Origin of the sequence: Collinsella sp. An268 (assembly GCF_002159765.1) — a bacterium.
Taxonomy (GTDB): domain Bacteria; phylum Actinomycetota; class Coriobacteriia; order Coriobacteriales; family Coriobacteriaceae; genus Coprousia.
On the sequence record NZ_NFJH01000010.1, the window covers coordinates 67,956 to 91,976 of the forward strand.

Consider the following 24,021-nt stretch of genomic DNA (forward strand, 5'->3'; position numbering starts at 1 on the left):
CGTGCGATACGTCATCGAACACGAGGTGCCGGGGCGTCTGCGCCTTACGTTTGCCGATCACCTTGACCCGTCCGACGCCCTCGCCCTCGAGACCTCGCTCTCTTCGTGGACAGGCGTCGAGCGCGTGCGCTCCTACCCGCGCATTCGCTCGGTCGCCATCTGGTACCGCGACGCCCTTGCAAGAACCGCCCTGCTCGATCGGCTGAACGAGCTCAGCCGCGTCCAGCTCGATGCGGTGCGCGCCCAGGCGCCCACGGCGCTCGCGCCCGCGGTCCCGTCCGCCGCGCGCAGCATCATCTGCCTAGTGGGCAACCATCTCATCCGCCGCTGGCTCCTCCCGCCCGCATTGAGGGCGGTATGGGCCGGCCTTCACTACCTCGGGTTTCTGCGCGCCGGCCTCACCTCGCTCATGCGGCACCGCCTCGATGTGCCGGTACTCGACGCCACGGCCATCGGCCTGTCGTTTGTCAAGTGCGACCCCAAAACCGCGGCGAGCACCATGTTCCTCCTCGACCTGGGAGAGGTCCTCGAGGACGCCACCCGTGAGCGCTCAGAGCACGAACTCATCCGCTCCCTCATGGCCATTCCTCAAAACGCCCGGCGCCTTGAGGACGGCGAGGAGGTCACCGTGCCCACCCAGAGTCTCCGCGCAGGCGACCTCGTCGTGGCGCGCACCGGCATGCCCGTGTGCGTCGACGGCGTGGTGGTATGCGGTGCGGCCATGGTCAACCAGGCGGCACTCACCGGCGAGCCGCTTGCCGTCGGGCGCATGGCCGGCGACGACGTCTTCGCCGGCACCGCGGTTGAAGAGGGCGAGATCGTCATCCGCGTGGGCGCCGAGCCCGCATCGACCAAGCTCCGCTCCATCGTGAATCTCGTTGAAGCCTCCGAGCAGCTCAAAAGCGAGGTCCAGACGCGCCGCGAGCACCTCGCGGACCGCTTCGTGCCGTGGAACTTCCTGCTTGCGGGGCTTGTGGCGGCGACCACGAAAAGCCTTGCCAAGACATCGGCCGCCCTCATGGTCGACTACTCCTGCGCCCTCAGGCTCACGTCGTCCATCAGCGTGCTCTCCGCCATGAGCCAGAGCGCGCACGAAGGCATAGCCGTCAAGGGTGCCAAGCATTTCGAGGCCATCGCCGCCGCCGACACCATCGTGTTCGATAAGACGGGAACGCTCACCGAGGCGACGCCCCGGGTCGCGCGCGTGCTCGCCCTCGTGCCCGATTGGACCGAGGACGAGGTGCTGCGCACCTCGGCCTGCCTGGAGGAGCATTTCCCGCATCCCGTGGCGCGCGCCGTGGTGGCGGCCGCCGCCGCGCGCGGCCTCGAGCATCGCGAACGCCATGCCGAGGTCGCCTATATCGTGGCGCACGGCATCGCATCGGCGCTCGATGGCAAGCGCATCGTCATCGGTAGTCGCCACTTCGTGATGGAGGACGAGCACGTCGAAGTCGCCCCCGAGGCAGAGGCGCGCATCGACGGCGACCTCGAAGGCCTCTCACCGCTCTACCTCGCCCAAGACGGAAAGCTGGTGGGCGTGCTCGGCATCGAAGATCCCTTAAAGGCAGGAGTGCCCGAGGCAATTGCGGCACTTCGCTCACAGGGCATCGGCCACATCATCATGCTCACCGGCGATAACGAGCGCACCGCCGCACGCATCGCCGCCGAGGCGGGCATCACCGAGTACCGGGCTGACCTGCTCCCCGAGGACAAGCATGCCTACGTGGAGGCGCTCGTGGCTCGCGGGCAACGCGTCGTCATGGTGGGTGACGGCGTTAACGACGCGCCGGCGCTCTCCGCCGCCGATGTGGGCATCGCCATGGGCACGGGCACCGCCATCGCGCAGGAGGTCGCCGACGTCACGCTCGCCGCGGGCGGGCTCGACGCCATCGTGCGCCTGCACGCGCTCAGCCGCTCCCTCATGGGGCGCCTCGACCGCTCGTTCACCGCGGTTATGGGCATCAACTCGGCCCTTCTCGCTGCGGGAATCGTCGGCATCATCCGACCCCAGACCTCGGCGCTCCTGCACAACGGCACCACCATCGCGCTGGCCGCAGAAAGCGCTCGACGTCTCTAGGAAGCATCAATCGGTCCGCTGTGGGGCCTGTCGTTGGGAAGTGGGACATGGAGCGGTTCACCGTCGAGCAAGACGGCTTCTTCGGATTCCTCCACTTGCCGGAGCGGCACGTCGAAGCGTACTCCGGCAAGGCTCTCATCGTGCTCGGCGGCAGCGAGGGCAACGAGAACATCCCGCGCAACCTCGGTGCGCGTTTCGCACGGGAGGGCATCGCGGCGCTCGGCCTGTGCTACTGGAACGCGCCGGGACTCCCCGATGAGCTCATCGAGGTGCCGATCGAGCCAATCGAGCGTGCCGTCGCCTATCTCCGGCAGCGTGGCTTTGACCGCGTGGGGATCTACGGCATCTCCAAGGGCGGCGAGCTGGCGCTTCTCGCCGCCTCGCTCATGCCTCAGATCACCTGCGTCGTCGCCATCTCCCCGCTCGCCTGCGCCATGCCGGGCATCACCGGCAACAAAAGCCTTGCCGGCAAGGGTCTGAGCGACCGCTCGAGCTGGACCTGGCGCGGCGAGCCCATGCCCTGCGCGCGGGGCGGCGGGAGGCTCCCCTACCTCGGCATCATCCGCCGTATCGTCACCGAGCGCCAGCTCGACATGCGCTTCGTCTACGAGCGGATCGTCGAGCGCGCGCCCAAGGAGGCCTGGATTGCCGTGGAGCGCATCAACGGGCCCGTCCTTCTCGCCAGCCCCTCGCATGACGCCATGTGGCCGAGCGACGAGGCCTGTCGGATCGTCGAGCAGTGCCTCGCCAAGCACGCCCATCCCTTCGAGATCACGCGACGCTCCTACGAGTACGCGAGCCACATCCTCGTGCCCATGGAGACACCCTCGCTCAAGCTCTTCCGCGTTGAGCGCGCCCACCCCGAAGCATGCCGGCGGAGCCGCGAGGACGCCTTCACCCAGACGCTCGCGTTTCTCGCCCGGTGGTAACGGATGCTTCTACAGGAACGCCTCGTAAGCGTCAATCATCAAGCTCGCCGCTAGGCCGAATACCGCCCCAAGCAGCCTTACCGAACACGCGGCTTCCATCCCAGCAGAAGCGCGGAGTTGACGATAACGAGCACCGAGCCCGCGTTGTGCACGAGGGCGCCCACCACAGGGTTCAGGACGCCCGAGATGGCGAGCGCGATCGCGATGAAGTTGAGCGTCATCGAGAACGTGAGGTTGATCTTGATGGTCGTCATCATGCGGCGGGAGAGGCGCAGGAGGTGCGGCAGCTCGGCGATGTCATCGTTCACGAGCGCGATGTCCGCCGCGTCAACGGCGATATCGCTGCCGACGCCTCCCATGGCGATGCCCACAAGCGCGCGCTTGAGCGCAGGCGCGTCGTTGACGCCGTCGCCGACCATACAAACGCCCTTGCCCGCGCGCTCCGAGTCATCGATGAAGGAGAGCTTGTCCTCGGGCAGGCAGGCGGCCTTGTAGGTGGTGATGCCGAGTTCGGCAGCCACGTGGGCGGCCGCCGCCTCGTGGTCCCCCGTGAGGAGCACCGGCTCCACGCCCGTCTCCCACACTGCCGAAAGCGTAGCGGTGGCGTTCTCGCGCACGCGGTCGGCGAGTGCGATGAACCCCGCTGCCGTGTCGCCCCAGCCGAGATAGGTGATCGTTGCCCCCTCGGCGCGCGTAGCGTCCACGCGCCTCCCCAGCGCGTCCGGTATAGCCAGACCGTGCTCCGCCAGCAGCGCAGCGCTGCCGGCGTACACCGTGCGCCCGCCCACCTCGGCCACTACGCCGCGACCGGGCACCATGGCAAAGGACGTTGGGTCCTTCGGCGCCGCTCCGGCGTGCTCCGTGGCCGCGGCCACGATGGCGCGCCCGAGGGGGTGCTCTGATCGCTTCTCGGCCGCGCCGGCAACCGCGAGCAACGCGTCCTCGCTCACGTCCTTCTCGCCCGCGCACACGGCAACCACCTGCGGCTCCCCCGTGGTGAGCGTGCCTGTCTTGTCAAAGCACACGCGCCTGACCTGCGCCAGGCGCTCGAGCGCGTCCCCCTCGCGCACCAGAAAGCCGTGCCTGGTGGCGTTGCCGATCGCCGCCATGATGGCCGTGGGTGTGGCGAGCACGAGCGCACACGGGCAAAAGACGACGAGAATGGTGACCGAGCGGATGATCTCGCCCGTCACGAGATAGGTGAGAACTGCTGCCACAAGGGCGATGACGACGATCCACACCGCCCAGCGGTCGGCGAGGTTCACGATCTTGGCCTTGTCGGCGTCGGCCGACTGCACGAGGCGAATCATCCGCTGGATGGACGAGTCCTCGCCTACGCGCGTCGCGGCCATGTCGAACGATCCGAACTGGTTGACCGTGCCGGACGACACCTCGTCCCCCGGGCCCTTGTCCACCGGCAGGCTCTCGCCGGTCATGACCGCCTGGTTCACCGAGGTCTGACCGGAGACGATGACGCCGTCTACGGGCACGGCCTCCCCGGGCAGCACGCGTAGGATGTCGCCCACCTGAACGGCTTCCGCCGCGATGGTCTCCTCCGCCACGGGGCGCGGCTCCCCGCCCTCGGCCGTTGCGCGGGCGATGCGCCGTGCCGCGCGCGGCGTCAGATGGACGAGCCGTTCGATGCCGGAGCGGGCGCGCGCGACCTTTCCCGAAGCGTCGTAGGCGAACACGCTCTTCCCGTGCGCGCTGCTCTCGGCGGCCTTGACGGCGACGGGGACGGTTGCCTCGTACACGCGCAGGGCCTCCCCGTACGAGCCCCGGATGTTCCTCTCGACCTGGCGGGCGAGGTTGGTGCGCGCGTCGACGAGCGTGAGCAGGACGCCCTCGATGCGGAGGGAGGGGTTGATGTGCCGCCGCACGCGGTTCACGGTCTTGACGAGCTGGGTCATCCCCTACGCCGGGAGGTACTGGGCCTGCACCGGGACGACCACCCCGTCCGCCGCCGTGAGCGCGTTGATGGCCATCATCCCGAGCGACGGCGGGCAGTCGATGATCGCGAAGTCGTACCCGCGCTTCGCGCGGTCGAGCCACGAGCGCATGGCGTGCTCGCGGCTCATGGCGTTCACGAGCGCCACCTCCGTCCCCGAGAGCTCGATGTTGGCGGGCATCAGGTCCACGCCCTCCGCATGGCTCAGGATGCCCGCGCGGCAGGGGAACGGCTCGTCGAGGACCGCTCGCTCGAGATGGGCGGCGAGCGTCACCTCGAGCTCGTCCGGGTTCCACCCGAGCGATGTGGTGAGGTCCCCCTGCGGGTCCGCGTCGACGAGCAGGACGCGCTTGCCGCGCATCGCGAGGGCGACGCCCAGGCTCGCGGCCGTCGTGGTCTTGCCCGTCCCTCCCTTCTGGTTCGCTATCGCCAGGACCTTGCACGGGCACATGGCTCCCACGCTCCTTCCGATTGTTTTGGGATTCAGGTACGGGAGGAATATCCGGACGAGAGAGCCGGCCTTCCTCCGCGATGCGCACATAAGCGAGCAGGCGCCGCGCAGAGCTTCAGCGCCGCCGCACTTCCACGTCTGTGGCGGAGGTGCCCGACGGCGGCTTGGCGAACGTGGGGCGCGCCTCGGTGTCGGCTTTGCGAGCCCCTTGTTTGCGGGCGTCAGCGTGCAGGGAGAGCGCCTTGCGCTCGGAACCGATTCGGAAAAAACGCGCGTTGCTCCGATTGCGCGAGAGCCCATGAAAAAACGCCCGTTGCGAAAACAGGGCGTTTTAACTGGTCTTATTTGATTATGGGTTGCTTTGGTTGCGCTTGCGTTCTCTTGCTCGCTCGATTGGGAAGCTGATGCCTTACCACTTGGCGATGCCCGCGCATGGTGCTGCCGGCTAACCGGCGTAGCGGATAGTGTACCGCACCCGTTTCCGGGACAAGCCATCGTCCCGGAAACGGCCACGATCCGCACGAAATCGGCTCACCGAGCATCCGTCCCGACCCTTGCACGAGCTGGCGGATGGATGCGAGGGGCCGATCCCCGTCCAGCCTCATGCGAGGAAGTTCATCACGAGCGCAACCATCGTCTCCTTCTCCTCGGGACGCGACTCTGCGATCATGAGCGCCATCGCCACGAGCGTGCTGTCGGACACGCGCTTTTCGATGCCTCGGAACAAGCCGTCATTCCGATCGAGGAAGTACAGAAACAGGCTGCACGCGATGCGCTTGTTGCCATCCACAAACGAGTGGTTTTTGATAATGAAGTACAGCAGGTTCGCAGCCTTCTCCTCAAGCGAGGGATACAGCTCCTCGCCGCCGTACGACTGGTAGATGGCGGCGATGCTGCTTCGGAACGATTCGTCTTTCTCACGTCCGAAGATGTCGCTCCCAAAGCGCGGGCGCATCTGCGCAATGAGCTCCATGCACTCGTGGTAATCGAGCACATAGGTTGAGCGGACGCCGCGGGGTCGCGGCACAGCCTTGCGATCGTAAGCGTCGAGAAGCGTGTAGGCGTCGGTGTAGCTCTCGACGATATCGAGAGTCTACCGCGACGCGAGTTCGCCGGGCAGGCGCTCGATAATCCGCGCGACCGTCCCCAGCTGCCGCAGGCGCGCATCGTTTTCCGCATGACCCTGCAGAACATAGCGCTTGAGCACATCCGTCGCCCACCTGCGAAACTCCACGCCGCGCTGCGACTTGACGCGATAGCCCACGGAAATGATGACATCGAGGCTGTAGAAGGCCACCGGCTTCGTCGAGGAAGCAATTTGCATAAAATGCAAATTACCCTCTTTTACCAGCTCCTTTTCCTCGAACACATTGCTAATATGACGCGATATGACCGCGATGCTGCGCCCAAACAGCTCAGACATCTGCGTCTGCGTGAGCCACACCGTCTCCTCATCGGCGCAGATAGCCCAGTACCGACGGCGACTCATCGACGCGGGCATCATCGGCGAGAAGCGCCGCGGAGTCGTGGCGTTTGAGCTCCCCTATTTTCGCGCCTATCTGGAGCATCGTTTGTAACGCAGGTCTCACCGTCCCCGCGGGACCGTGCGCCTGAATGTGCGGGGGCCGCATGGGGCCAAGCTCAACGAGAGAATAACGTCTATAAGGCGCTGAGGCGCCGGATGTTAATCCTAGTATTTTGCTAGACATTTAGCGCGCCGCCGCCTACCATACAGGAACGCACCTTGGGGGCGCGCCGCCCCCAACACTTGGCATCCCAGACAGGAGCCGCCATGGGCATCATCACCACCGTCCGCGAGGACATCGCCAACGTCAAGCGCAGCGATCCGGCAGCGCAGAGCGCCTTCACCATCTTCATCTCCTACCCCGGCCTCCACGCCAAATGGATGCACACGCCCGAGCACTGGCTCTGGACGCACGGCCTGCACGGGCCCGCGCGCGTCCTCTCCCAGATCACGCGCTTCTTTACCGGCGTCGAAATTCACCCGGCCGCGCAGCTGGGCAGGCGGCTCTTTATCGATCACGCCATGGGCGTCGTCATCGGCGAGACCACCGTGGTGGGCGACGACTGCACCCTCTACCAGGGCGTCACACTCGGCGGCACGGGCAACGAGGACGGCAAGCGCCATCCCACCCTCGGCAACAACGTCGTGGTGGGATCCGGCGCCAAGGTGCTCGGCAACATCCAGATCGGCAACAACGTGCGCATCGGCGGCAACTCCGTGGTGGTGAAAGACGTGCCCGACAACGCGACCGTGGTGGGCATACCCGGCCGCGTGGTCCGTCGCAACGGCTGCCGCGTACTTGAGGAGCGCTCCGACGCGCGCGAGCGCCACGAGCACATGCCCGATCCCGTCCGCGAGGCATATGCGCTCAGCCGCGAGAAGATTCGCGAGAACGCCTGCCGCATCGGCCAGCTCGAGGCGCAGGTAGCCGAGCTCACCGCGCTTCTGGAGGCGCGCGGGGTCGTGCTCAAAACAGCCTCGGCGCGCGAGGAGGACCTTCCCCCGCACGAGGGCGAGAGCTCGTAACGAGGGGCGACGACGGCGCCGCGGGTCCTCGCAAGGAGGCATCGAGCCATACCGCCCCCCTGCCGGCACCGCGCGCCGAAGGGCACGTCGCCACCCGCCCCGCCTTCACGTTCTATAATGTTGACGAAATGACCCTTCGAGTCAAAGGAGACGCATGGCACGTCTTTCCGTCGACTATTTCTCCGCTGCGCTGATGCGCACCACCACCCTCGACGTCATCCTCCCCGTCGATAACGCCGGCGAGGCCATGGGTGTCGACCACACCCGTCGCCACGACCCGAGCGCCTGGGACCGCCGCGACTACCCCTCCAAAAAGCCGCCGTTCAAGACGCTCTACCTGCTCCACGGCATCACCGGCAACCACACCGACCTCATCTCCGAGACGCGCATCCGGGCGCTTGCCGAGGAGCGCAACCTCGCCGTGGTCATGCCCTCGGGCTACAACGCGTTCTACCTCGACCACCCCGAGACCCACAACTACTACGGCCGCTTTGTGGGCGAGGAGCTCCTCGACGTGACCCGTCGGATGTTCCCGCTCTCCGACCGCCGGGAGGACACCTTCATCGGCGGCGTGTCCATGGGCGCGTACGGCGCGCTGCGCAACGGCCTCAAGTACTGCGAGAACTTCGGGTCGATCATCGCGCTGTCGAGCGCCATGGTCATCGACGGCTTTGAGCAGATCATCTCCGACGGGCTCTTCTTTTTGGAGCGCACCTACCTCGAGTCGATCTTTGGCGACCTCTCGCAGGTGGTGAACTCCGACAAGGACCCCGCTCGCCTCGCCGCCGACCTCGTGTACTGCGACCGGCCCCGCCCGCGCATCTTTATGGCGAGCGGCAACCAGGACCCGTTGACCCCCGCTAACCGCGTACTCGCCGACCGCATGCGCGGCACGGGGCTCGACGTCACGTATCATGAGCTACAGGGCGGACACGACTGGAACCTCTGGAACCAAGCGCTCCCCATGGCGCTGAACTGGCTGCCCCGCTGATCCACATGATGCGCCCGCGGCTGCCCGGGTCGGCTCCGCGGGCGTCGATGTCGCCGCTGCTCGCACGGCGTCCCACGTCAAACCGAAGGGAGAGACGTCATGGCCCTCCTCAGAGTTGATTTCTACTCGCGTTACCTCGAGCGCAACGTTGTGCTGACGGCCGTCATTCCCGTCGACAAGATGGACGGCTCCAAGCTCGCCAAGCGCCGCCAGGGCCCGTACCGGACGGTTTACCTGCTGCACGGGCTGTTTGGACAGGACTACGACTGGATCGACAAGACCCACGTCATCCAAACGGCGGAGGCGCGCGACGTCGCCGTCATCATGCCCTCCGGCGAGGACGGGCTCTACCTCGATAAGCCCGAGATCAACGAGTGGCACGGCAAGTTCATCTCCGAGGAGCTCGTGGAGGTGACGCGGCGGCTCTTCCCGCTCTCGCGCAAGCGCGAGGACACGGCGCTCGCGGGCATCTCCATCGGCGCCTACACCGCCCTCATCAACGGGCTTCTGCGCCCCGACCGCTTTGGGTCGATCATCTCGCTCTCGGGCGCCTTCATGCGCGACCGCGTGCTCGACGCCGTGGAATCGCACAGCCCGCGCAAGCGCAAGTACTACGAGCGGTTCTTTGGCGACCTCGACACGGTCCTCGGCTCCGAGAAGGATTACGTTGCGCTGGTCGACCGCTTCCGCGCCGACCCGAGTCTGCCCAAGCCCCGCTTCTACGGGGCATGCGGCAAGTCCGACAACCTCTGCGCCAACAACCGCGAGGTGGTCCAACTGCTCGAGGACGCCGACTTTGACGTGACGTATTGGGAGCCCGGCATCGGCGGGCACGAGTGGCCGTTCTGGAACGCGTGGATCGACTGCGCGCTCGACTGGTTCGCACCGGGCCCCATGCACCCGAGCTCGGCCAATGTGGATTACACGGCGCTCACCGAGGCGCGCCCGCCCAAGAAGAAGTTCGGCGAGTAGCACCGCCCCCAACGGCAAGACGACGGGCCCCACCGGGGCCCTCAAGCAAGGCGACGGACCCCGCCCGGGCCCGTCGCCTTGCGCTAAGCCGCCTTACGCGAACTGGGAGTTGTAGAGCTCCGCATAGGCGCCGCCCTGTGCGAGCAGCTCGTCGTGCGTGCCCTGCTCGATGATGTTGCCGTGGTCCATCACCAAGATGAGGTCGGCGTCGACGATCGTAGAGAGGCGGTGCGCGATCACAAAGCTCGTGCGGCCCTGCGTGAGCGCCTCCATCGCCTGCACGATCGAGCGCTCGGTGCGCGTGTCGACGCTCGAGGTCGCCTCGTCGAGGATGAGGATGGCGGGATTCGCCAGCAGCACGCGTGCGATGGTCAAGAGCTGGCGCTGGCCCTGGCTGATGTTCTCCGCATCGTTTTCGAGCAGCGTGTCGTAGCCCTTGGGCATCGTCCGTACAAAGAAGTCGACCTGCGCGGTCTTTGCCGCCTGCATGACCTCGTCGCGCGTGGCGCCCGGGCAGCCGTAGGCGATGTTCTCGGCAATCGTGCCCTCGCGCAGCCATGCATCCTGCAGCACCATGCCAAAATGGCTCCTCAGCTCGCTGCGGGTCATGGCGTGCGTGTCGACGCCGTCGAGGGTGATTCGCCCGCCGTCGATCTCGTAGAACCGCATGAGCAGGTTGATGAGGGTCGTCTTGCCCGCGCCGGTAGCGCCGACGATGGCGACCTTCTGCCCCGGCTCCGCCACAAAGTTGACGTCCGTCATGAGCGGGCGGTCGGCATCGTAGCCAAAGCGCACGTGCTCAAAGGCGACGCGGCCCGAGACCGGCTCCGCCACATGGACGGGCACCTCCGGATCGGGCTCAATCTCCGGCTCGTCGAGTACGCCGAAGACACGCTCCACCGCCGCGAGTGCGCTCTGCAGCTGGTTTATGGTGAGCGAGAACTGCGTGAGCGGCTCGGAGGCCGTGTTGACGTACTGGAAGAAGGCCTGCAGCGTACCGATGGTGAGGCCGCCCGCCATGAGGATGCTCGTACCCATGAGCGCGAGCACCACCTGCGACAGGCGCACGAGGCATCGCACCATGGGTGCCACGACGTTGGTCACAAAGTCGGTGCGGCGCATGGTGTCGGCAAGCTGCTGCGTCGCCTCGTGGATGCGCGCCGAGCTCGCCTCCTCCTGGTTGAACGCCTTGATGACGATGCGGCCGGAATACGCCTCCTCCACATGGCCGTTCAAGATGCCGACGGCGCGCTGCTGCTCGGCAGCGAGCACGAGTGTGCGCTTGGCCACCAGCCGCGTGCCCGTGACGGCGATGACGGCAAAGCAGAGGAACACGAGCGAGAGCGTCAGGTTGAGGCGCACCATCATGATGGCGGCGCCCGTGACAGAGCCCACCGCCATGAGCATCGAGAGCAGGCCGCGCTGCAGCACCTCGGACACCTTGTCGAGGTCGTTGGTGGCACGGCTCATCACGTCGCCCGGCTTGTGGGCGTCGTAGTACTTGAGGGGCAGGCGGTTGAGCTTCTCGCCGATGCGGTGGCGCAGCTTAAGGTTCAGGCGCTCGGCAAAGCTCGCCATGGTGAAGCTCTGCACCGTGTAGAACGCCCAGGCAACCGTCCAGATGCCCACAAACGTCAGAAGCTCGCGGCCACCCGTCTCCCAGCCTATGGTAAAGAGCTCGCCGCGCGCGTGGGCCGCCTGGATGTTGCCCCACAGAAGGTCGATGAGGTGCGCGCTGTACGCAGGGGCCGAGATTTGGGCGACGGTGTAGCATGCCACGCACACGAGCACCACCGCGAAGCGCCAATGCTCGCCGCGCGACTCGCGCCAGAGGCGGGCGATGACGGCGCGGGCGTTCTGGGGAACCTCGAGCTCCTGCTCGGCCTCGGGCTCGGGCGCGCCCGAGGGCGCTGGCTCGGCGGGGTCGGCATAGCGCGCGGGCGCCGGCGCGTTTTGCGGAGTCTCGGTCATCATGTTCTGGTCCTTCTCCTGTGCCATGGTTTATGCACCTCCCTTCGCGTTCGCATCATCCATGAGCGCTTCGAGCTCCTCCGCGCGCAGCTGCGAGCGCGCGATCTCGCGGTACGCCTCGCAGGTCCGCATGAGCTCCTCGTGCGTACCAAGACCCTGGATGCATCCGTCTTTGAGCACCACGATCTGGTCGGCATTCAAAATGGTGTTGATGCGCTGCGCGATGATGAGGACCGCGGCGTCGCGCACCTCTTCGGCGAGCGCATGGCGCAGCGCCGCGTCCGTCTTGAAGTCGAGTGCCGAGAACGAGTCGTCAAAAATGTAGAGGTCGGCCTTCTTGACGAGGGCGCGCGCGATGGAGAGGCGCTGGCGCTGCCCGCCCGAGAAGTTGGTGCCGCCCTGCGCCACGCGGTGGCCCAGACCCTCGGGCAGCTCGCGCACAAAGCCGGACTGCGCGACATCGATGGCGTGCCAGAGCTCCTCATCGGTGGCGTCCTCCGCCCCATAGCGCAGGTTGTCGGCGATGGTCCCGCTAAAGAGCCATGCCTTCTGCGGCACATATGAGATGTGCTCGCGCAGGGCGTGCTGGGTGAGCTCCCGCACATCCGTGCCGCAGAGCTCGACCGTGCCGTCCGTCACATCGTGGAAGCGCAGGAGCATCTTGGCGATGGTGGACTTGCCCGACCCCGTGGGGCCGATGATGGCCGTCGTGGTGCCGCGACGGCAGAGGAAGTTGAGGTGATGGAGGGTGTCTTCGTCGGCGTCGGCAAAGCGGAAGGATGCGTTGCCAAAGTGCGCCACCACATCGCCTGCGGGCGCGGGCGCGGCGGGGGCATCCGCCGCGGTGGCGAGCGCCGTCTCGGGACCGTCCGCAATGGAGGGCGCGTGCTCGATCACCTCGCGGCAGCGCTCGATGCACACGAGCGCGCGCGGAAGCATAAGCGCACCGATCTGCGCCATCATAATAAAGAAGAGGATCATCATCGCGTACTCGACGCAGGCGGAGATGGAGGCGATCTCCATCGCATAGGCGCCCACGCGGTTGCCGCCGAGCCAGAGAATCGCGACCTCGGCGATGTTCATGATGAAGAACGCCGAGCAGTCGAAGGTCGCAAAGATCCAGTTGACGCGGATAGCGTTGGTCGCGTATTCAGAGAACGCCTCGTCGAGACTCTCCTGCTCGGTCTTCTCCTTACCAAACGCGCGGATGACGCGCACGCCGGTGATGCTCTCGCGCAGGCGCACGTTCATGCGGTCGATGAAGCGCTGCAGCCGCTGGAAGATGCGCGCGGCCGACTTGACGCTCGCAACCGCGATAAGGGCGACGACGGCCACAAAGCTGAGCAGCATCATGCCCATCTGGTAATCGACCGACCACGCAAGCGCGATACCGATAACCATCGCAAACGGCACGGGCAGGATCATCTGGATGGTGATGGAGATGGCCATCTGGATGACGTTGACGTCGTTTAGGGTGCGCGTGATCATCGAGCCGGTACCGAAGCGCTCAAAGTCGCCGCCCGAGAAGGCGAGCGACGCGTCGTAGACGGCGTTGCGGATGTCGCGCCCCACCTTGGTGACGAGGTCGGCGCAAAAATAGCTGCACGCAAACGCGCCGGCGCCGGACACGACGGCAGCCACGAGCATATAGCCGCCCTGGTTCAAGATAAAGCCGAAGTCGCGCGACGAAACACCGATGTTGATCATGTTGGCGAGGATCGTCGGCACCAGCAGCACACCCGCCAGATTAACGGCAAGGGCGATGAGCACGCCAAACGTTTGCAGCTTGTACGGCCGCAAGAAGCGCAGCAGGGTCTTCACGCGCAGTCCTCCTTTTGGTCGACGGGATAGGGCGAATGGGTGGGGCGGTCGCGGTCGGGCGCGGGGACGGCGCGACCGGGGTCGACAGGGCAATCGGGGCCGGCGCCGGGGTCGCACCCGGGGCCGGTGGGCGGCTCAGCATCAGAGCCCGGGCCCGCGTCTGCAGCCTCGACCGCGGTCAGCTGGGCATCGAGCGCCTCGGTATAGCGCCGCACCAAGCGGATGAGCTCCTCCTGCTCGGCGGGAGACAAAAACGAGAACGCCCGCTCCTCCGCTCGGATCGCCGGGAGGATGTGCCGACGCGAAAACACCTGACCTGCCTCCGTCAGACGGGCGCGCTTGCTCTTGCGGCTGCCCGGCACAAAGGAAAGCTCTACGAGCCCGCGCTCGGCCAAGGTCTTGAGCGCCGAGTTGATGGTCTGCTTGCTGTACGACCACGACCCGGTCAACTCGGCTAACGGCAGCTCGCCGCCCGCGACCTCCAGATCGTAGAGCATCCAGTATGCGCAGTCGGAGACGCCGCAGCCGTGGGCATAGACGTGGTAGAGCTTATCGATTTCGTTATAGAGGTAATCGAGCTCTCGAGCCGAGCCCCCATCGCGCGAGCATGCGTCCGCTGTCATACGACCTCCCCCCTCTGCGCCAACCTCGTGAGCGCCCACCTCCGGTGTAAACACGTGACGGGAGTTTAGTCCGGTTTCGGATAACAGTCAACGCACGCGCGCCGCTTCCATAACCAAATTGAGACGACCGACGGCCGAGCAGGAAAAGGGCACGCCAACGGAGGGGCCGTCGACGCACGAAAAAGCCGCCGACACGCGAGCGCATCGGCGGCCGGGGGCCTATGGTGAGGGTGCTCGGCGCGCAACGCAGGGGGCGGCACGCTCATGCGGAGCCATAAGACGCCGCGCCCCACCCTCGGGGAGGGGCTGCCCAAGGGAGGGGCTACTCCCAGCCCTCTTGATCGGACTCGTAGAACACGGCCTGATCAAACAGGTCGTGGATGCTCTTGCCGTCGCGGAACGGCAACTCGATGACCTCAGGCATAGTGGCGACGAGCTCGGAGCAATCGGTAAAACGCCCCTTGTCGTTCAACTTACCGCAATCCTGCACGCGCCAGTACCCGTCCGTATGGGTAATGTAGTACTCGTCCCCGTCGACATCCATAAATACGCGCGTCTTGGAACGCAGGTACGCCTGAAGTCCTTCGAAATCGATCTCGAGCGGCTCCTCGACTTTACGACCCATGATGTTCCTCCTTGAGACGGGCGCCGCGCGGCGCCGGCGGATAGTACCCTATAGGGTTAGTAAGCCCGCCCCGCAGCGTCTGCATACCCACAATCTGGTGAGCGGTCGCACGCACGGGGTAGGCGGCGCGGGGCAGACCGGAACGCCGCTCCGGCCCGCGGGGCGCCGTGCAGCGGGCTATTACGCCCGGCGCGGGCTAAAGGGGCGCGAGCCCTAGAGATCGATGGTAAAGCCCTCGCCTATGACCTGATGGCTCAGGTCGCACATCCACGAGTAGCGGTCGCCCACAACGTCGGTCAGCAGCTCGTTGGCATTGGCCTGCTCCGCCGTGTAGTCGCGCACGAGATACACCGTGTCCGACCCGCCCTCCATATGCTCGATGAGCGGGTGCCAGACGACGTTCTCGATGGCGACGCCCCGGCCCGCCTCGGCGGCGGCGTCCGCGTCGAGCTTGACGATATCGCAGGTCATCATGCCCGAGAGGATCGTTTCGGGATATGAGTCGTATCCGCTCCACAGGTCCCCCATGCCGTAGACCACCAGCGTCTTGCCGCCCGCGCCCTCGAGCCACTCCATCGGCTGGATCACGTGGGCATGGCTTCCGATGACGAGGTCGACGCCGGCATCGGCCAGCTCCTGCGCCCACGTGCGCTGCGTATCGCTCGGCTCGTGCTCGTACTCCGTCCCCCAGTGCATGTAGACCACCACGGCGTCCGCCACCGTGCGGGCGCGCTCGACGTCTGCCTGCATGTCCTCGCGCACGTACGGCACGGCGTAATAATCGTTGGGAAGCTCGCTTTGGTCGTAGCCGTTTTGCCCGTAGCTGTACGAGAGAAACGCGATGCGCATGCCGTTGCACTCCACGAGCTGCACGCGGTTGCGGGCGGCATCGGTGGCGTAGCTGCCGATAGTGAGCACCTCGGGGTGGGCGCTCCACACCTCGTGGCTATGCTGGATGGCGGGCTCGCCGGTGTCGTAGGTATGGTTGGTGTTGAGAGAGATAACGTCCCACCCGGCGGCGATGAGGGCATCGGCCATGGTATCCGGCGTATTGTAGGAGGGATAGCCGTTGTAACCGTAGCGATCGGGGCCGCCGAGCGTCGTCTCTTGGTTGACGAAAGCGATGTCGTACCCCTGGATCTCATCGCGGATGCCGTCGTAGAACGCGTTGAAGTCGTACTGGCCGTCGCCCGTGGCGCCGGAGGCGGCGTCGGCGATGGCGAGCAGGTTCTCGTTGGCGAGGTTGTCGCCGACGGCCGAGAACGTCACCCGGCCGGTGCCCGTGGCCGTCGCACGGCCCGGTGTGAGCACGCGCGCACTGCCGCTGCGCACTTGCAGGGTCGACTGCTCGGGCGGAATCTCAAGGGCGCCGGCGATACCGCGAGCGGCCCCGGTGAGCTCGACCGGAGCGGAAGCGGGAACCAGAAAGGCGAGCGGGCTCCAGCCGCCCTGCACCGCCGAGCCGATGCCCCAGAGCAGCGCGACCGCGACCACGACCCCAAGGGCGTATGGCGCAACTTTGAGCAGGCCCGCCCGAGCTGCCCGGCGCTGCGAGGAGCCACGGCCGAAGGGTCCGCGGCCTATGTAGCCGAGCGAACCGTTATGCTGGACCGTCGAACCCACCACGCTGCGGCGGTGCGGCGCCACACGGCCGGCGCTCTTGGCGAGGCGCTCGCTTACCGTGGGATACCCAAAGCGCGTGCGGTTAACGCGCGCGGGATCGCGCCGGCGCGACGAGGGTCGCGGCGCGCGGGTGCCGTTGGGCGCCGTGGGGCCTGCGGCAGACCGGCGGCGGGGCGCGCCGGGGCGCGGTGCGGCGGCCTCGCGACGGGGACGGTCGGGGTGCGCCGATGCCGCGGGACGACGCGGCGACGTGCCGGCGGAGGCGTGCGGGCGCGGGGCGGGGGCGGGCTTGCGACCCAGCCCTTTTGGCCCGCCGCCGGAGGCATGGGGACGCGCGGCGGGCGCGGCGCCCTTGCGCCCGGACGCAGCGGCAGGACGGCGCGGGGGACGAGCGTCTCCCCCGCCACGATGTGTACGTTCGCGATCCGTCGCAGCCATAGCGCAGTCCTCCCCCGCAGCTGGCGCATCGCGCGGACCGCCTGGCGTCTTCCCTACGCCCGCGCCGCGCACATGCCCGCGCGGCCTCTTGTTACGAAATCGCCACCGTCAGGTTCTCCCGTACCTGAACGCGGCCCTCGGCCAGCAGCTCGACCACCTCAGGGTACAGCCGGTGCTCGACCGCGTGAATGGCGGCCTCGAGCTCGTCGACCGACCAGCCCTCCTCCACGCGCACGGGCTCCTGCGCGATGATGGGCCCCTGGTCGTAGGCGGCGTTGGCGATGTGCACCGTCACACCCGTCACCTTGACCCCGCGGTCGTAGGCGTCCTGGATGCCGTGCGCACCCGGGAAGCTCGGCAGCAGCGCCGGGTGCAGGTTGATGATGCGCCCGGGAAACGTCGCCAACAGCGGTGCGTGCACCTTGCGCATGTAGCCGGCCATGATGACGTAATCGACGCCCGCGGCGAGCAGCTCGTGGGCAATGACCTCGTCCGCGGCGATAGGATCGGCGTACACCTCTTTGGAGAGGGTGAGCGTCTGGATGCCGGCGGCCTCGGCGCGCTTGAGGCCATAGGCCGAGGGGCGGCTCGCGACCACAAGCGCGATGCGCGCGTTCAAGGTCCCGTCGGCGATGCGGTCGATCAACGCCTGCAGGTTGGTGCCCGAGCCCGAGACGAGCACGCCGATGGCGAGCGGGGCCAAGGTCTCGCCCGCGGCGCGTGCGGCCGCGCGAGCGGCCTGAATCTGATTGCTCGTCTGAGGCGCGGCGGCCTCCGCGGCATCTCCGTCTGCATCCGCGCCAGCCGCCTGTGCGACCGCACGGGCGAGCTCAGCATCGACGTTGGCCGTAAAGAACGCGTCCGTCGGCAGTGCCTCGGGCGGCAGGCCCGCCTCCTCTACCAGGCGACGGTACTCGTCGTCGTGCGCGGCGCCGTTGCGTTCAGGCTCGTTAGCGCTCATCGGCGTACACCACCTTGCCGGTGCCCGCGACGCACGCGCCCACGCGGAACGGGTGCTCGCCCGCGGCCTCGAGCGCGGCGGTGACCGCGGCCTCGTCCTCCGGCGCGCAGATGAGCATCAGGCCGACGCCCATGTTGAACGTCTTGCAGGCCTCGTCCGCCGTAAGCCCCGCCTCACGCGCGATGTAGGAGATGACGGGCGGCACGCTCCACGCAAAGCTGCCGTCGGCGCGCCGATCGACCACGGCGTCGACGTCCGCGGCAAGCGCGCGGTTGAGGTTCTCGGTGATACCGCCGCCCGTGATGTGGGCGATGGCGTGGACCTTGCCCGCCGCGCCGCCGCGCAGCGCCTCGAGCACGGGCTTGACGTAGATGCGGGTGGGCGCGAGCAGGGCGTCGGCCAGGCTGGCTCCGCCCAGCGCCTCGAGCGGCTGCTCCAGCTCGGCGCGCTTTGCCGCAGCCTCGGGCGTGCCCGGCACGATACCGTCCACGCCGATGACCTTGCGCACGAGCGAATACCCGTTGGAGTGGATGCCCGTGGAGGCGAGGCCCAAGATCACGTCGCCCGGGCGCACGTCGGCCGGGTCGAGCATCTTCGGGCGGTCGACCACGCCCACGGTGAAGCCGGCGAGATCGTAATCGTCCGGGCGCATGACGCCGGGGTGCTCGGCCATCTCGCCGCCCACGAGCGCGCAGCCCGCGAGCTTGCAGCCGTCGGCCACGCCCTTCACGATCTTGGCCATGTGCGCGGCCTCGATGTGCCCGATGGCCACGTAGTCGAGGAAGAACAGCGGCTCGGCGCCCGAGGCGAGGATGTCGTTCACGCACATGGCGACGAGGTCCTGACCCACCGTCTCGTGCCGGTCGAGCAGCTGGGCGAGCACGAGCTTGGTGCCCACGCCGTCGGTGCCGCTGATGAGGATGGGGTCCTCCATGTCTTTGAGGGCCGCGGCGGAGAAAAGCCCGCCGAAGCCGCCGATGCCGCCGATGACCTCAGGGCGCGCCGTGGCGGCCACCATCTCTTTAATCGCGTCGACGGCGCGGCCGCCCTCGGCCGTGTCGACGCCGGCGTCCTCGTAGGTCACATGCTTGGGTGTCTCGCTCATCGGCGGTCCTTTCGGGAGAAACTCTCAGATAGACAAATCATAGCAGGTGCGCCGCGGCCGCATGCGCCTGCTCGCCGAGCATTTCGGGCCGGGCCTCTCTGCGCGCCCGACGACGCCGCTACGCGCGGTGCGCAGACTCCCAGCTGCGGTCGCGGTCCTTTGTGGTGATCACGTCGCGCGGCAGCGCTGTCGCCTGCGTCAGATTGCAGGGGTCGTAGCCGGGCATGAACTTGTCGCGCCCGAAGCTCTCGGGAATTGCCACCGGGTAAACGCCCGTGAAGCACGCTGTGCAGTAGCCGCGTGCGGGGCAGGCGGCGCCGTCCGGCGCCCCGTCCGCAAGAGATTCCCCGATGGCGGGCACGCACGCGAGCAGCCCTTCGACCGAGAGGAATGCGAGCGAGTCGGCACCGATGTAGGCGCAAATCTCCTCCGGCGTCTTGTTGGCGCTGATGAGCTGGGACTGCACGTCGGTATCGATGCCGTAGAAGCACGGCCACGTCACCTCGGGCGAATTGATGCGGACGTGAACCTCGGCAGCTCCCGCCTCGCGCAGCATATGGACGAGTTGCACCATGGTGGTGCCGCGCACGATGGAATCGTCGATAACCACCAGGCGCTTGCCCGCGATGTTGTCGCGCAGGGGGTTGAGCTTCATGCGAACCCCCCGGGCGCGAAGCTCCTGCGTGGGCTGGATGAACGTGCGCGCCACATAGCGGTTCTTGATGAGGCCCTCGCCAAAGGGGATGCCGCTCTCGCGCGCGAACCCCTCCGCCGGGGGCAGACCGGAGTCGGGTACGCCGATAACCATATCCACCTCGACGGGCGCCTCGCGTGCGAGCTGACGACCCATGTCGTAGCGGCAGGCATAGACGGACTTGCCGCCCATGAGCGAGTCGGGGCGCGCAAAGTACACCTGCTCGAAGATGCACTCGGCCGCCTCCGGCGCGGCGGGCACGCCCTGCTCGGAGACAAGGCCCTCCGCCGAGATGCGCAGGATCTCGCCCGGGCGGATGTCGCGCACGTACGTGGCGCCCACGATATCGAGGGCGCAGGTCTCGGAGGCAACGATCCAGCCGCCGACGCGGCCGGGCAGGGTGTGGGCGGCACCGTCCGGCGCGGCGCCGGCGGCACCCGCGGCAGCGCGGTCGGGCTGAGCGTCGGCCGCGCCCTCGGCCTCAGTATGCTTCAAAACAACCCCGTCCCCAGATTGGTCCCCAGATTGATCATCGGCGGGCAGGTAGCCGAGCACGAGCGGGCGGATGCCAAAGGGGTCGCGGAACGCGTAGAGCGCCTGCTCGTTGATGAGCGCCATGGCGTAGCCGCCACGCACGAGCTCCATGGTTTTGCGGATGCCCTCGCGCAGATGGCTCGTGCGCTGGGTGAAGTAGCCGATGAGCTTCGCCGCCACCTCGGAGTCCGAGTTGGAGAGGAAGTTGACGCCGAGGTCGATAAGCTGACGGCGCAGTTCGTCGGTGTTGACGAGTGTGCCGTTGTGAGCAAGCGCGATGATCACGTCGTTGATGGTGGAAAGGTGCGGCTGGGCGGCCTCCCAGCTCTTGGCGCCCGCCGTGCCGTAGCGCACGTGGCCGATGGCGAGCTGACCGGGCAGGGCCGCGAGGTCGGCATCGGTGAAGACCTGGCTTACGAGGCCGAGCTCCTTGCGGACCATAACGGTACCGCCGTCGCCGACGGCTATGCCCGCGGACTCCTGCCCGCGGTGCTGAAGCGACATGAGGCCGAAGTAGGTCAGGCGCGCCACGTCGCGCCCCGGAGCCCAGACGCCAAAGACGCCGCACTCCTCGTGCAGCGCATCGTCTTGCGGCGCGGCAGCGCCCAGCGCGCCGTCGCATCCCACACGGTCGCGCTGCGCGCCGCATCGCACGTCGTCGTGCCGCGGGGCAGTCCCGCGAAAACGTTCTTCACCCATCTTGCTGTGTTGCATCATGCTCGCCGTCCTCAGCCTCAAAGCGCGGGGCCGCGCCGTCGCCGCGGGCCTGCGCCATCCGTCCTCAGAAAGGCTTAATTATGGCACGATGAGCGCGGCTGCCACATGGGGTACCATAGCGTTCACGCATATCGAACGACTGGCGGGGCAATCCGCCGAGGAGTCATCATGACCGAGCCCACACCTGACGCGCCGCTACCCGATTACGACCTGCCCGGCAACGACCTCGACCCCGGCACTCCCACGCCCGAACAAACGCGCAAGCTGTCGCTCGCCACCAGGATCTACGGTGTGCTGTGCCTTGTCGACGGCATCGTTACCGCGCCGGTCCTCGTCCTCTTTATGGTGCTTTGGGGCTGGGCACTCATCACCGACCCCGCCGGCCTCAGCATCAACCTCGACCCTACCCTCACCATCATCATCTTCACCATCGGCATCGTTATCGCGGTTGCCAACGCCATCGCCCTCGTGGTGTTTGGCATCACACTGCTGCGCAACCACCGGCGGCGCGCCGCGCTCGTGTCGCACGTGCTTATCGCGACGACCATCGTCGAGATCCTCGTGCTCATGATGCTGCAGGGCATCGGCGCCGAGCTCATCCGCCCGGGCGTGCAGCTCATCATCCTCATCGCCCTCTCTGTTACCGTCGACCCCTCGCTTCACGAGGAGCGCAAGCTGCAGCGCCACCTGCGCGACCTTGAGGACCGCGAGGCCGCCGCGCGCGGCATGCTCGGGCGCGACCTCGAAGGCACGGGCTATATCGAGCTCAACTTCTTCAACCTGTTCTGGGTCTTCGTGGTCTGCAGCATCCTCGGTCTCATCATCGAAGTAATCTTCCACATGGTCTGGGTCGACCCCGGTGTCTACCAGGACCGCGCCGGCCTGCTCTTTGGACCCTTCTCGCCCATCTACGGCGTGGGTGCCTGCCTCATGACCATCGCACTCAACCGCTTCTACAAGTCGAACCCGGTCATTATCTTTGTGGTCTCCGCCATCATCGGCGGCGTGTTCGAGGCATTCGTGAGCTGGTTCATGCAAACAGCCTTTGGCGCCGTAGCTTGGGACTACACCGGGACGATGATCTTTGGCATCGCCGATCCCGTCGCCACCATCTTCCAAGGCCGCACCTCGACGCCGTTCATGCTCATGTGGGGCGGTCTGGGCTTTGTATGGATCAAGCTGTGCCTGCCGCGCCTGCTCAAGCTCATCAACCTCATCCCCTGGAAAATCCGCTACTCCTTCACCGCGCTGTGCGCCGCGCTCATGCTCATCAACGCAATCATGACGCTGCAGGCGCTCGACTGCTGGTTCGAGCGGCTCTCGGGCACGGCGGGGACAACGCCCGTGGAGGAGTTCTACGCACGCAACTTCGACAACGAGTACATGGAGAACCGGTTCCAGAGCATGACCATCACACCGGAGAGCTCGAACCGCGTGGAGCCGGATACCGGCACGCAGTAGCTTTTGCGCCTGCTGGCGCTCCCACAGAAAAAAGTGCACCAAGGTAAGGAATTCTGATTCTGGTCCCGTATATGCACGCAACATGCAAGGCTCTAACCTGCGTTTTTGCTGCGGCGTGAGCTCTGTCTACTGGCGCACCTTCTCGCATTTCCTTACCTTGACGCTCTTTTGGCCGTATTGCCCTAGAACACCCCCGAATCGCCATCGAACAGCTCCCGATGCAGCCCCTCGCGGCGAGTAAGAAAGGCGTGCGTGCGGCTTTTCATCGGAAATCCGAGCCGCTCCGCAAGCGTCTGGGTCCGGCTCTCAAACAATTCCAAGTCCTCCATCTGCGGGTACGTGAGGCTCACTACGGTAAAGCCCATATGCTCGAGCGCCGCCGTGCGACCCTCCTGTTCATGGAACCCCTGTCGATCGGCATGGGAGCCAAAGCCGTTAACCTCGAGAATGATTCTCTGTTTCATCCACACCGCATCCGCAATGGCGTACGTGGTGCCCGCAAGGCGCTTAGCCTGCTCGTCGAAGTCGATGCGACGGTTGATCGACGGCCAGGGCCACCCCTCTCCGCCCTCGCGCACGGGCCCGCACAGCATCATGAGGGCGCGCGACTCGGCGGGCGACGCCGAGCCATCGCATGAGAGCGTGAGCGCCCTTGAAGCCGTCCGTATGCCGCGGGCACCCCTCAGCTCTGCGACCACCTCTTCGAGACGCGCATGGGACGTGAGGGGAGATCGCTTCCAGAGGTCCGTAGGGTTCCCCAAACGGTCGAAGCAAAGCCGCCAGCCCAGGTCGTCTCCCCATGCGTCCGCAAAGGCGACGCGACGACCCCGCGCGTCGGCGAATTCGCGAACGTAGTCATCTCCGCCGAGCACCGTCCCCGGCGTTAGGACGCCTTGGTCTACCAGATCGCGCACGACCAATGTGACGCGCGCGGTCTGGGGTGCGAGGGTGTAGATACCGCACGCCTCGCACATCAGCAATGCAAGCCGCGCGGGCGATAGACTGCGCGCCATCTGCATGAGCGCGTACTCGGGAAGCACGACGTACAGGCCGTTACCGACATCCTCGCAGTGCCGATCCGCGAGCCACGATGAGGCGCGATGCCATGAAATCAGACGGCCGGGAGAACCGTCCACCGCGTCCGAGCGCATCGCAAAGAGGGGCGGCTCGAGGCCCTTCAGGTCCGACAACATGCGCCCGCGCACCCGTCCGGCCAGCTCGCTCGGTCGCCCGCGCGGGACAAGAAGGCTCGCTGGATAGTCCGCACCGTAAGGCGGCGGGGCGACGGCGCGCTCGTCGGGGATCGCGATGTCCCGCACCAACGGAGGAGTGCAGGCGTACGCCCATGCGGATATGTCAGCCACGGTCTCCATATTCGGAGCCTAGCAGCATTTGTCGCCAAATCAAGACTCTCTGCGTGCGAGCACGTCATCTTTTTGCGGTCAGCGACCCGAAGCGAAGAGCGGGAGATGGGAATCCGCAGGGTTATTGCTGCGGTGTCAGCGTGGTGTCGGCACGGTGTCAGCAGG

The 24,021-nt window shown here is 66.7% G+C and carries 20 protein-coding genes; 7 read left to right on the plus strand and 13 right to left on the minus strand.

What is annotated here, in order from left to right:
- The first annotated feature begins 1 nt into the window (after position 1).
- Together B5F70_RS08505 and B5F70_RS08510 are read left to right on the plus strand one after the other, a co-directional pair.
- Complete coding sequence (locus B5F70_RS08505; protein WP_087205142.1) at positions 2-2,077, plus strand: heavy metal translocating P-type ATPase; 2,076 nt, start codon at positions 2-4, stop codon at positions 2,075-2,077.
- Between the two features lie 47 nt (positions 2,078-2,124).
- Complete coding sequence (locus B5F70_RS08510) at positions 2,125-3,006, plus strand: acyl-CoA thioester hydrolase/BAAT C-terminal domain-containing protein (RefSeq protein WP_087205143.1); 882 nt, start codon at positions 2,125-2,127, stop codon at positions 3,004-3,006.
- A 77-nt stretch (positions 3,007-3,083) separates the two neighbouring features.
- Here the strand turns inward: B5F70_RS08510 and B5F70_RS08515 are convergent, their stop codons facing one another.
- The 4 genes from B5F70_RS08515 to rhuM all read right to left on the minus strand — a co-directional run bounded on the left by B5F70_RS08515 (position 3,084) and on the right by rhuM (position 6,849).
- The gene (locus B5F70_RS08515) at positions 3,084-4,916 is read right to left on the minus strand and encodes a cation-translocating P-type ATPase (protein WP_206383535.1); all 1,833 of its coding nucleotides are present in this window, start codon (positions 4,914-4,916) and stop codon (positions 3,084-3,086) included.
- A 3-nt stretch (positions 4,917-4,919) separates the two neighbouring features.
- Complete coding sequence (locus B5F70_RS10795; protein WP_206383536.1) at positions 4,920-5,405, minus strand: AAA family ATPase; 486 nt, start codon at positions 5,403-5,405, stop codon at positions 4,920-4,922.
- A gap of 601 nt (positions 5,406-6,006) precedes the next feature.
- Positions 6,007-6,432, minus strand: coding sequence for a type II toxin-antitoxin system death-on-curing family toxin (locus tag B5F70_RS10885; protein WP_241145955.1), 426 nt, complete (start codon positions 6,430-6,432; stop codon positions 6,007-6,009).
- A gap of 66 nt (positions 6,433-6,498) precedes the next feature.
- Complete coding sequence (gene rhuM / locus B5F70_RS10890; RefSeq protein ID WP_241145956.1) at positions 6,499-6,849, minus strand: RhuM family protein; 351 nt, start codon at positions 6,847-6,849, stop codon at positions 6,499-6,501.
- Here rhuM and B5F70_RS10540 point away from each other — a divergent pair.
- The 4 genes from B5F70_RS10540 to B5F70_RS08535 all read left to right on the plus strand — a co-directional run bounded on the left by B5F70_RS10540 (position 6,839) and on the right by B5F70_RS08535 (position 9,919).
- Complete coding sequence (locus tag B5F70_RS10540; protein WP_206383538.1) at positions 6,839-6,982, plus strand: hypothetical protein; 144 nt, start codon at positions 6,839-6,841, stop codon at positions 6,980-6,982. The two genes, rhuM and B5F70_RS10540, sit on opposite strands and share 11 nt — an antisense overlap.
- A 215-nt stretch (positions 6,983-7,197) precedes the next feature.
- Positions 7,198-7,956, plus strand: a complete 759-nt coding sequence (gene cysE, locus B5F70_RS08525) for a serine O-acetyltransferase (protein WP_087205144.1) — start codon at positions 7,198-7,200, stop codon at positions 7,954-7,956.
- 154 nt (positions 7,957-8,110) lie between these two features.
- Positions 8,111-8,947 carry an alpha/beta hydrolase family protein gene (locus tag B5F70_RS08530; RefSeq protein WP_087205145.1) on the plus strand — a complete coding sequence of 279 codons (837 nt, stop codon included), beginning with the start codon at positions 8,111-8,113 and terminating at the stop codon, positions 8,945-8,947.
- A 99-nt stretch (positions 8,948-9,046) separates the two neighbouring features.
- Entirely contained in the window at positions 9,047-9,919 is an 873-nt protein-coding gene (locus tag B5F70_RS08535; RefSeq protein ID WP_087205146.1) for an alpha/beta hydrolase-fold protein, read from the plus strand.
- 93 nt (positions 9,920-10,012) lie between these two features.
- Here the strand turns inward: B5F70_RS08535 and B5F70_RS08540 are convergent, their stop codons facing one another.
- The 8 genes from B5F70_RS08540 to B5F70_RS08575 all read right to left on the minus strand — a co-directional run bounded on the left by B5F70_RS08540 (position 10,013) and on the right by B5F70_RS08575 (position 21,031).
- Complete coding sequence (locus tag B5F70_RS08540; protein ID WP_087205147.1) at positions 10,013-11,917, minus strand: ABC transporter ATP-binding protein; 1,905 nt, start codon at positions 11,915-11,917, stop codon at positions 10,013-10,015.
- Between the two features lie 3 nt (positions 11,918-11,920).
- Complete coding sequence (locus B5F70_RS08545; protein WP_087205148.1) at positions 11,921-13,711, minus strand: ABC transporter ATP-binding protein; 1,791 nt, start codon at positions 13,709-13,711, stop codon at positions 11,921-11,923.
- The gene (locus tag B5F70_RS08550) at positions 13,708-14,334 is read right to left on the minus strand and encodes a winged helix DNA-binding protein (RefSeq protein ID WP_087205149.1); all 627 of its coding nucleotides are present in this window, start codon (positions 14,332-14,334) and stop codon (positions 13,708-13,710) included. The genes B5F70_RS08545 and B5F70_RS08550 overlap by 4 nt, the downstream gene beginning before the upstream one ends.
- 322 nt (positions 14,335-14,656) lie before the next feature.
- A complete protein-coding gene (locus B5F70_RS08555; protein WP_087205150.1) occupies positions 14,657-14,959 on the minus strand; it encodes a CDP-alcohol phosphatidyltransferase in 303 nt (100 codons plus the stop codon).
- A 213-nt stretch (positions 14,960-15,172) separates the two neighbouring features.
- Positions 15,173-17,020 carry a CapA family protein gene (locus B5F70_RS08560; RefSeq protein WP_087205151.1) on the minus strand — a complete coding sequence of 616 codons (1,848 nt, stop codon included), beginning with the start codon at positions 17,018-17,020 and terminating at the stop codon, positions 15,173-15,175.
- 91 nt (positions 17,021-17,111) lie between these two features.
- The gene (purN, locus tag B5F70_RS08565; RefSeq protein ID WP_241145960.1) at positions 17,112-17,765 is read right to left on the minus strand and encodes a phosphoribosylglycinamide formyltransferase; all 654 of its coding nucleotides are present in this window, start codon (positions 17,763-17,765) and stop codon (positions 17,112-17,114) included.
- Between the two features lie 205 nt (positions 17,766-17,970).
- Positions 17,971-19,086, minus strand: a complete 1,116-nt coding sequence (purM, locus tag B5F70_RS08570; RefSeq protein WP_087205153.1) for a phosphoribosylformylglycinamidine cyclo-ligase — start codon at positions 19,084-19,086, stop codon at positions 17,971-17,973.
- A gap of 118 nt (positions 19,087-19,204) precedes the next feature.
- Positions 19,205-21,031, minus strand: coding sequence for an amidophosphoribosyltransferase (locus B5F70_RS08575; protein ID WP_241145957.1), 1,827 nt, complete (start codon positions 21,029-21,031; stop codon positions 19,205-19,207).
- A gap of 168 nt (positions 21,032-21,199) precedes the next feature.
- On the opposite strand from B5F70_RS08575, the gene B5F70_RS08580 reads away from it, so the two are divergent.
- Positions 21,200-22,492 carry a putative ABC transporter permease gene (locus B5F70_RS08580; RefSeq protein WP_087205154.1) on the plus strand — a complete coding sequence of 431 codons (1,293 nt, stop codon included), beginning with the start codon at positions 21,200-21,202 and terminating at the stop codon, positions 22,490-22,492.
- Positions 22,493-22,674: 182 nt separating this feature from the next.
- On the opposite strand, the gene B5F70_RS08585 is transcribed toward B5F70_RS08580, so the two are convergent.
- Positions 22,675-23,856, minus strand: a complete 1,182-nt coding sequence (locus B5F70_RS08585) for a hypothetical protein (protein WP_143753951.1) — start codon at positions 23,854-23,856, stop codon at positions 22,675-22,677.
- Between the last annotated feature and the right edge of the window lie 165 nt (positions 23,857-24,021).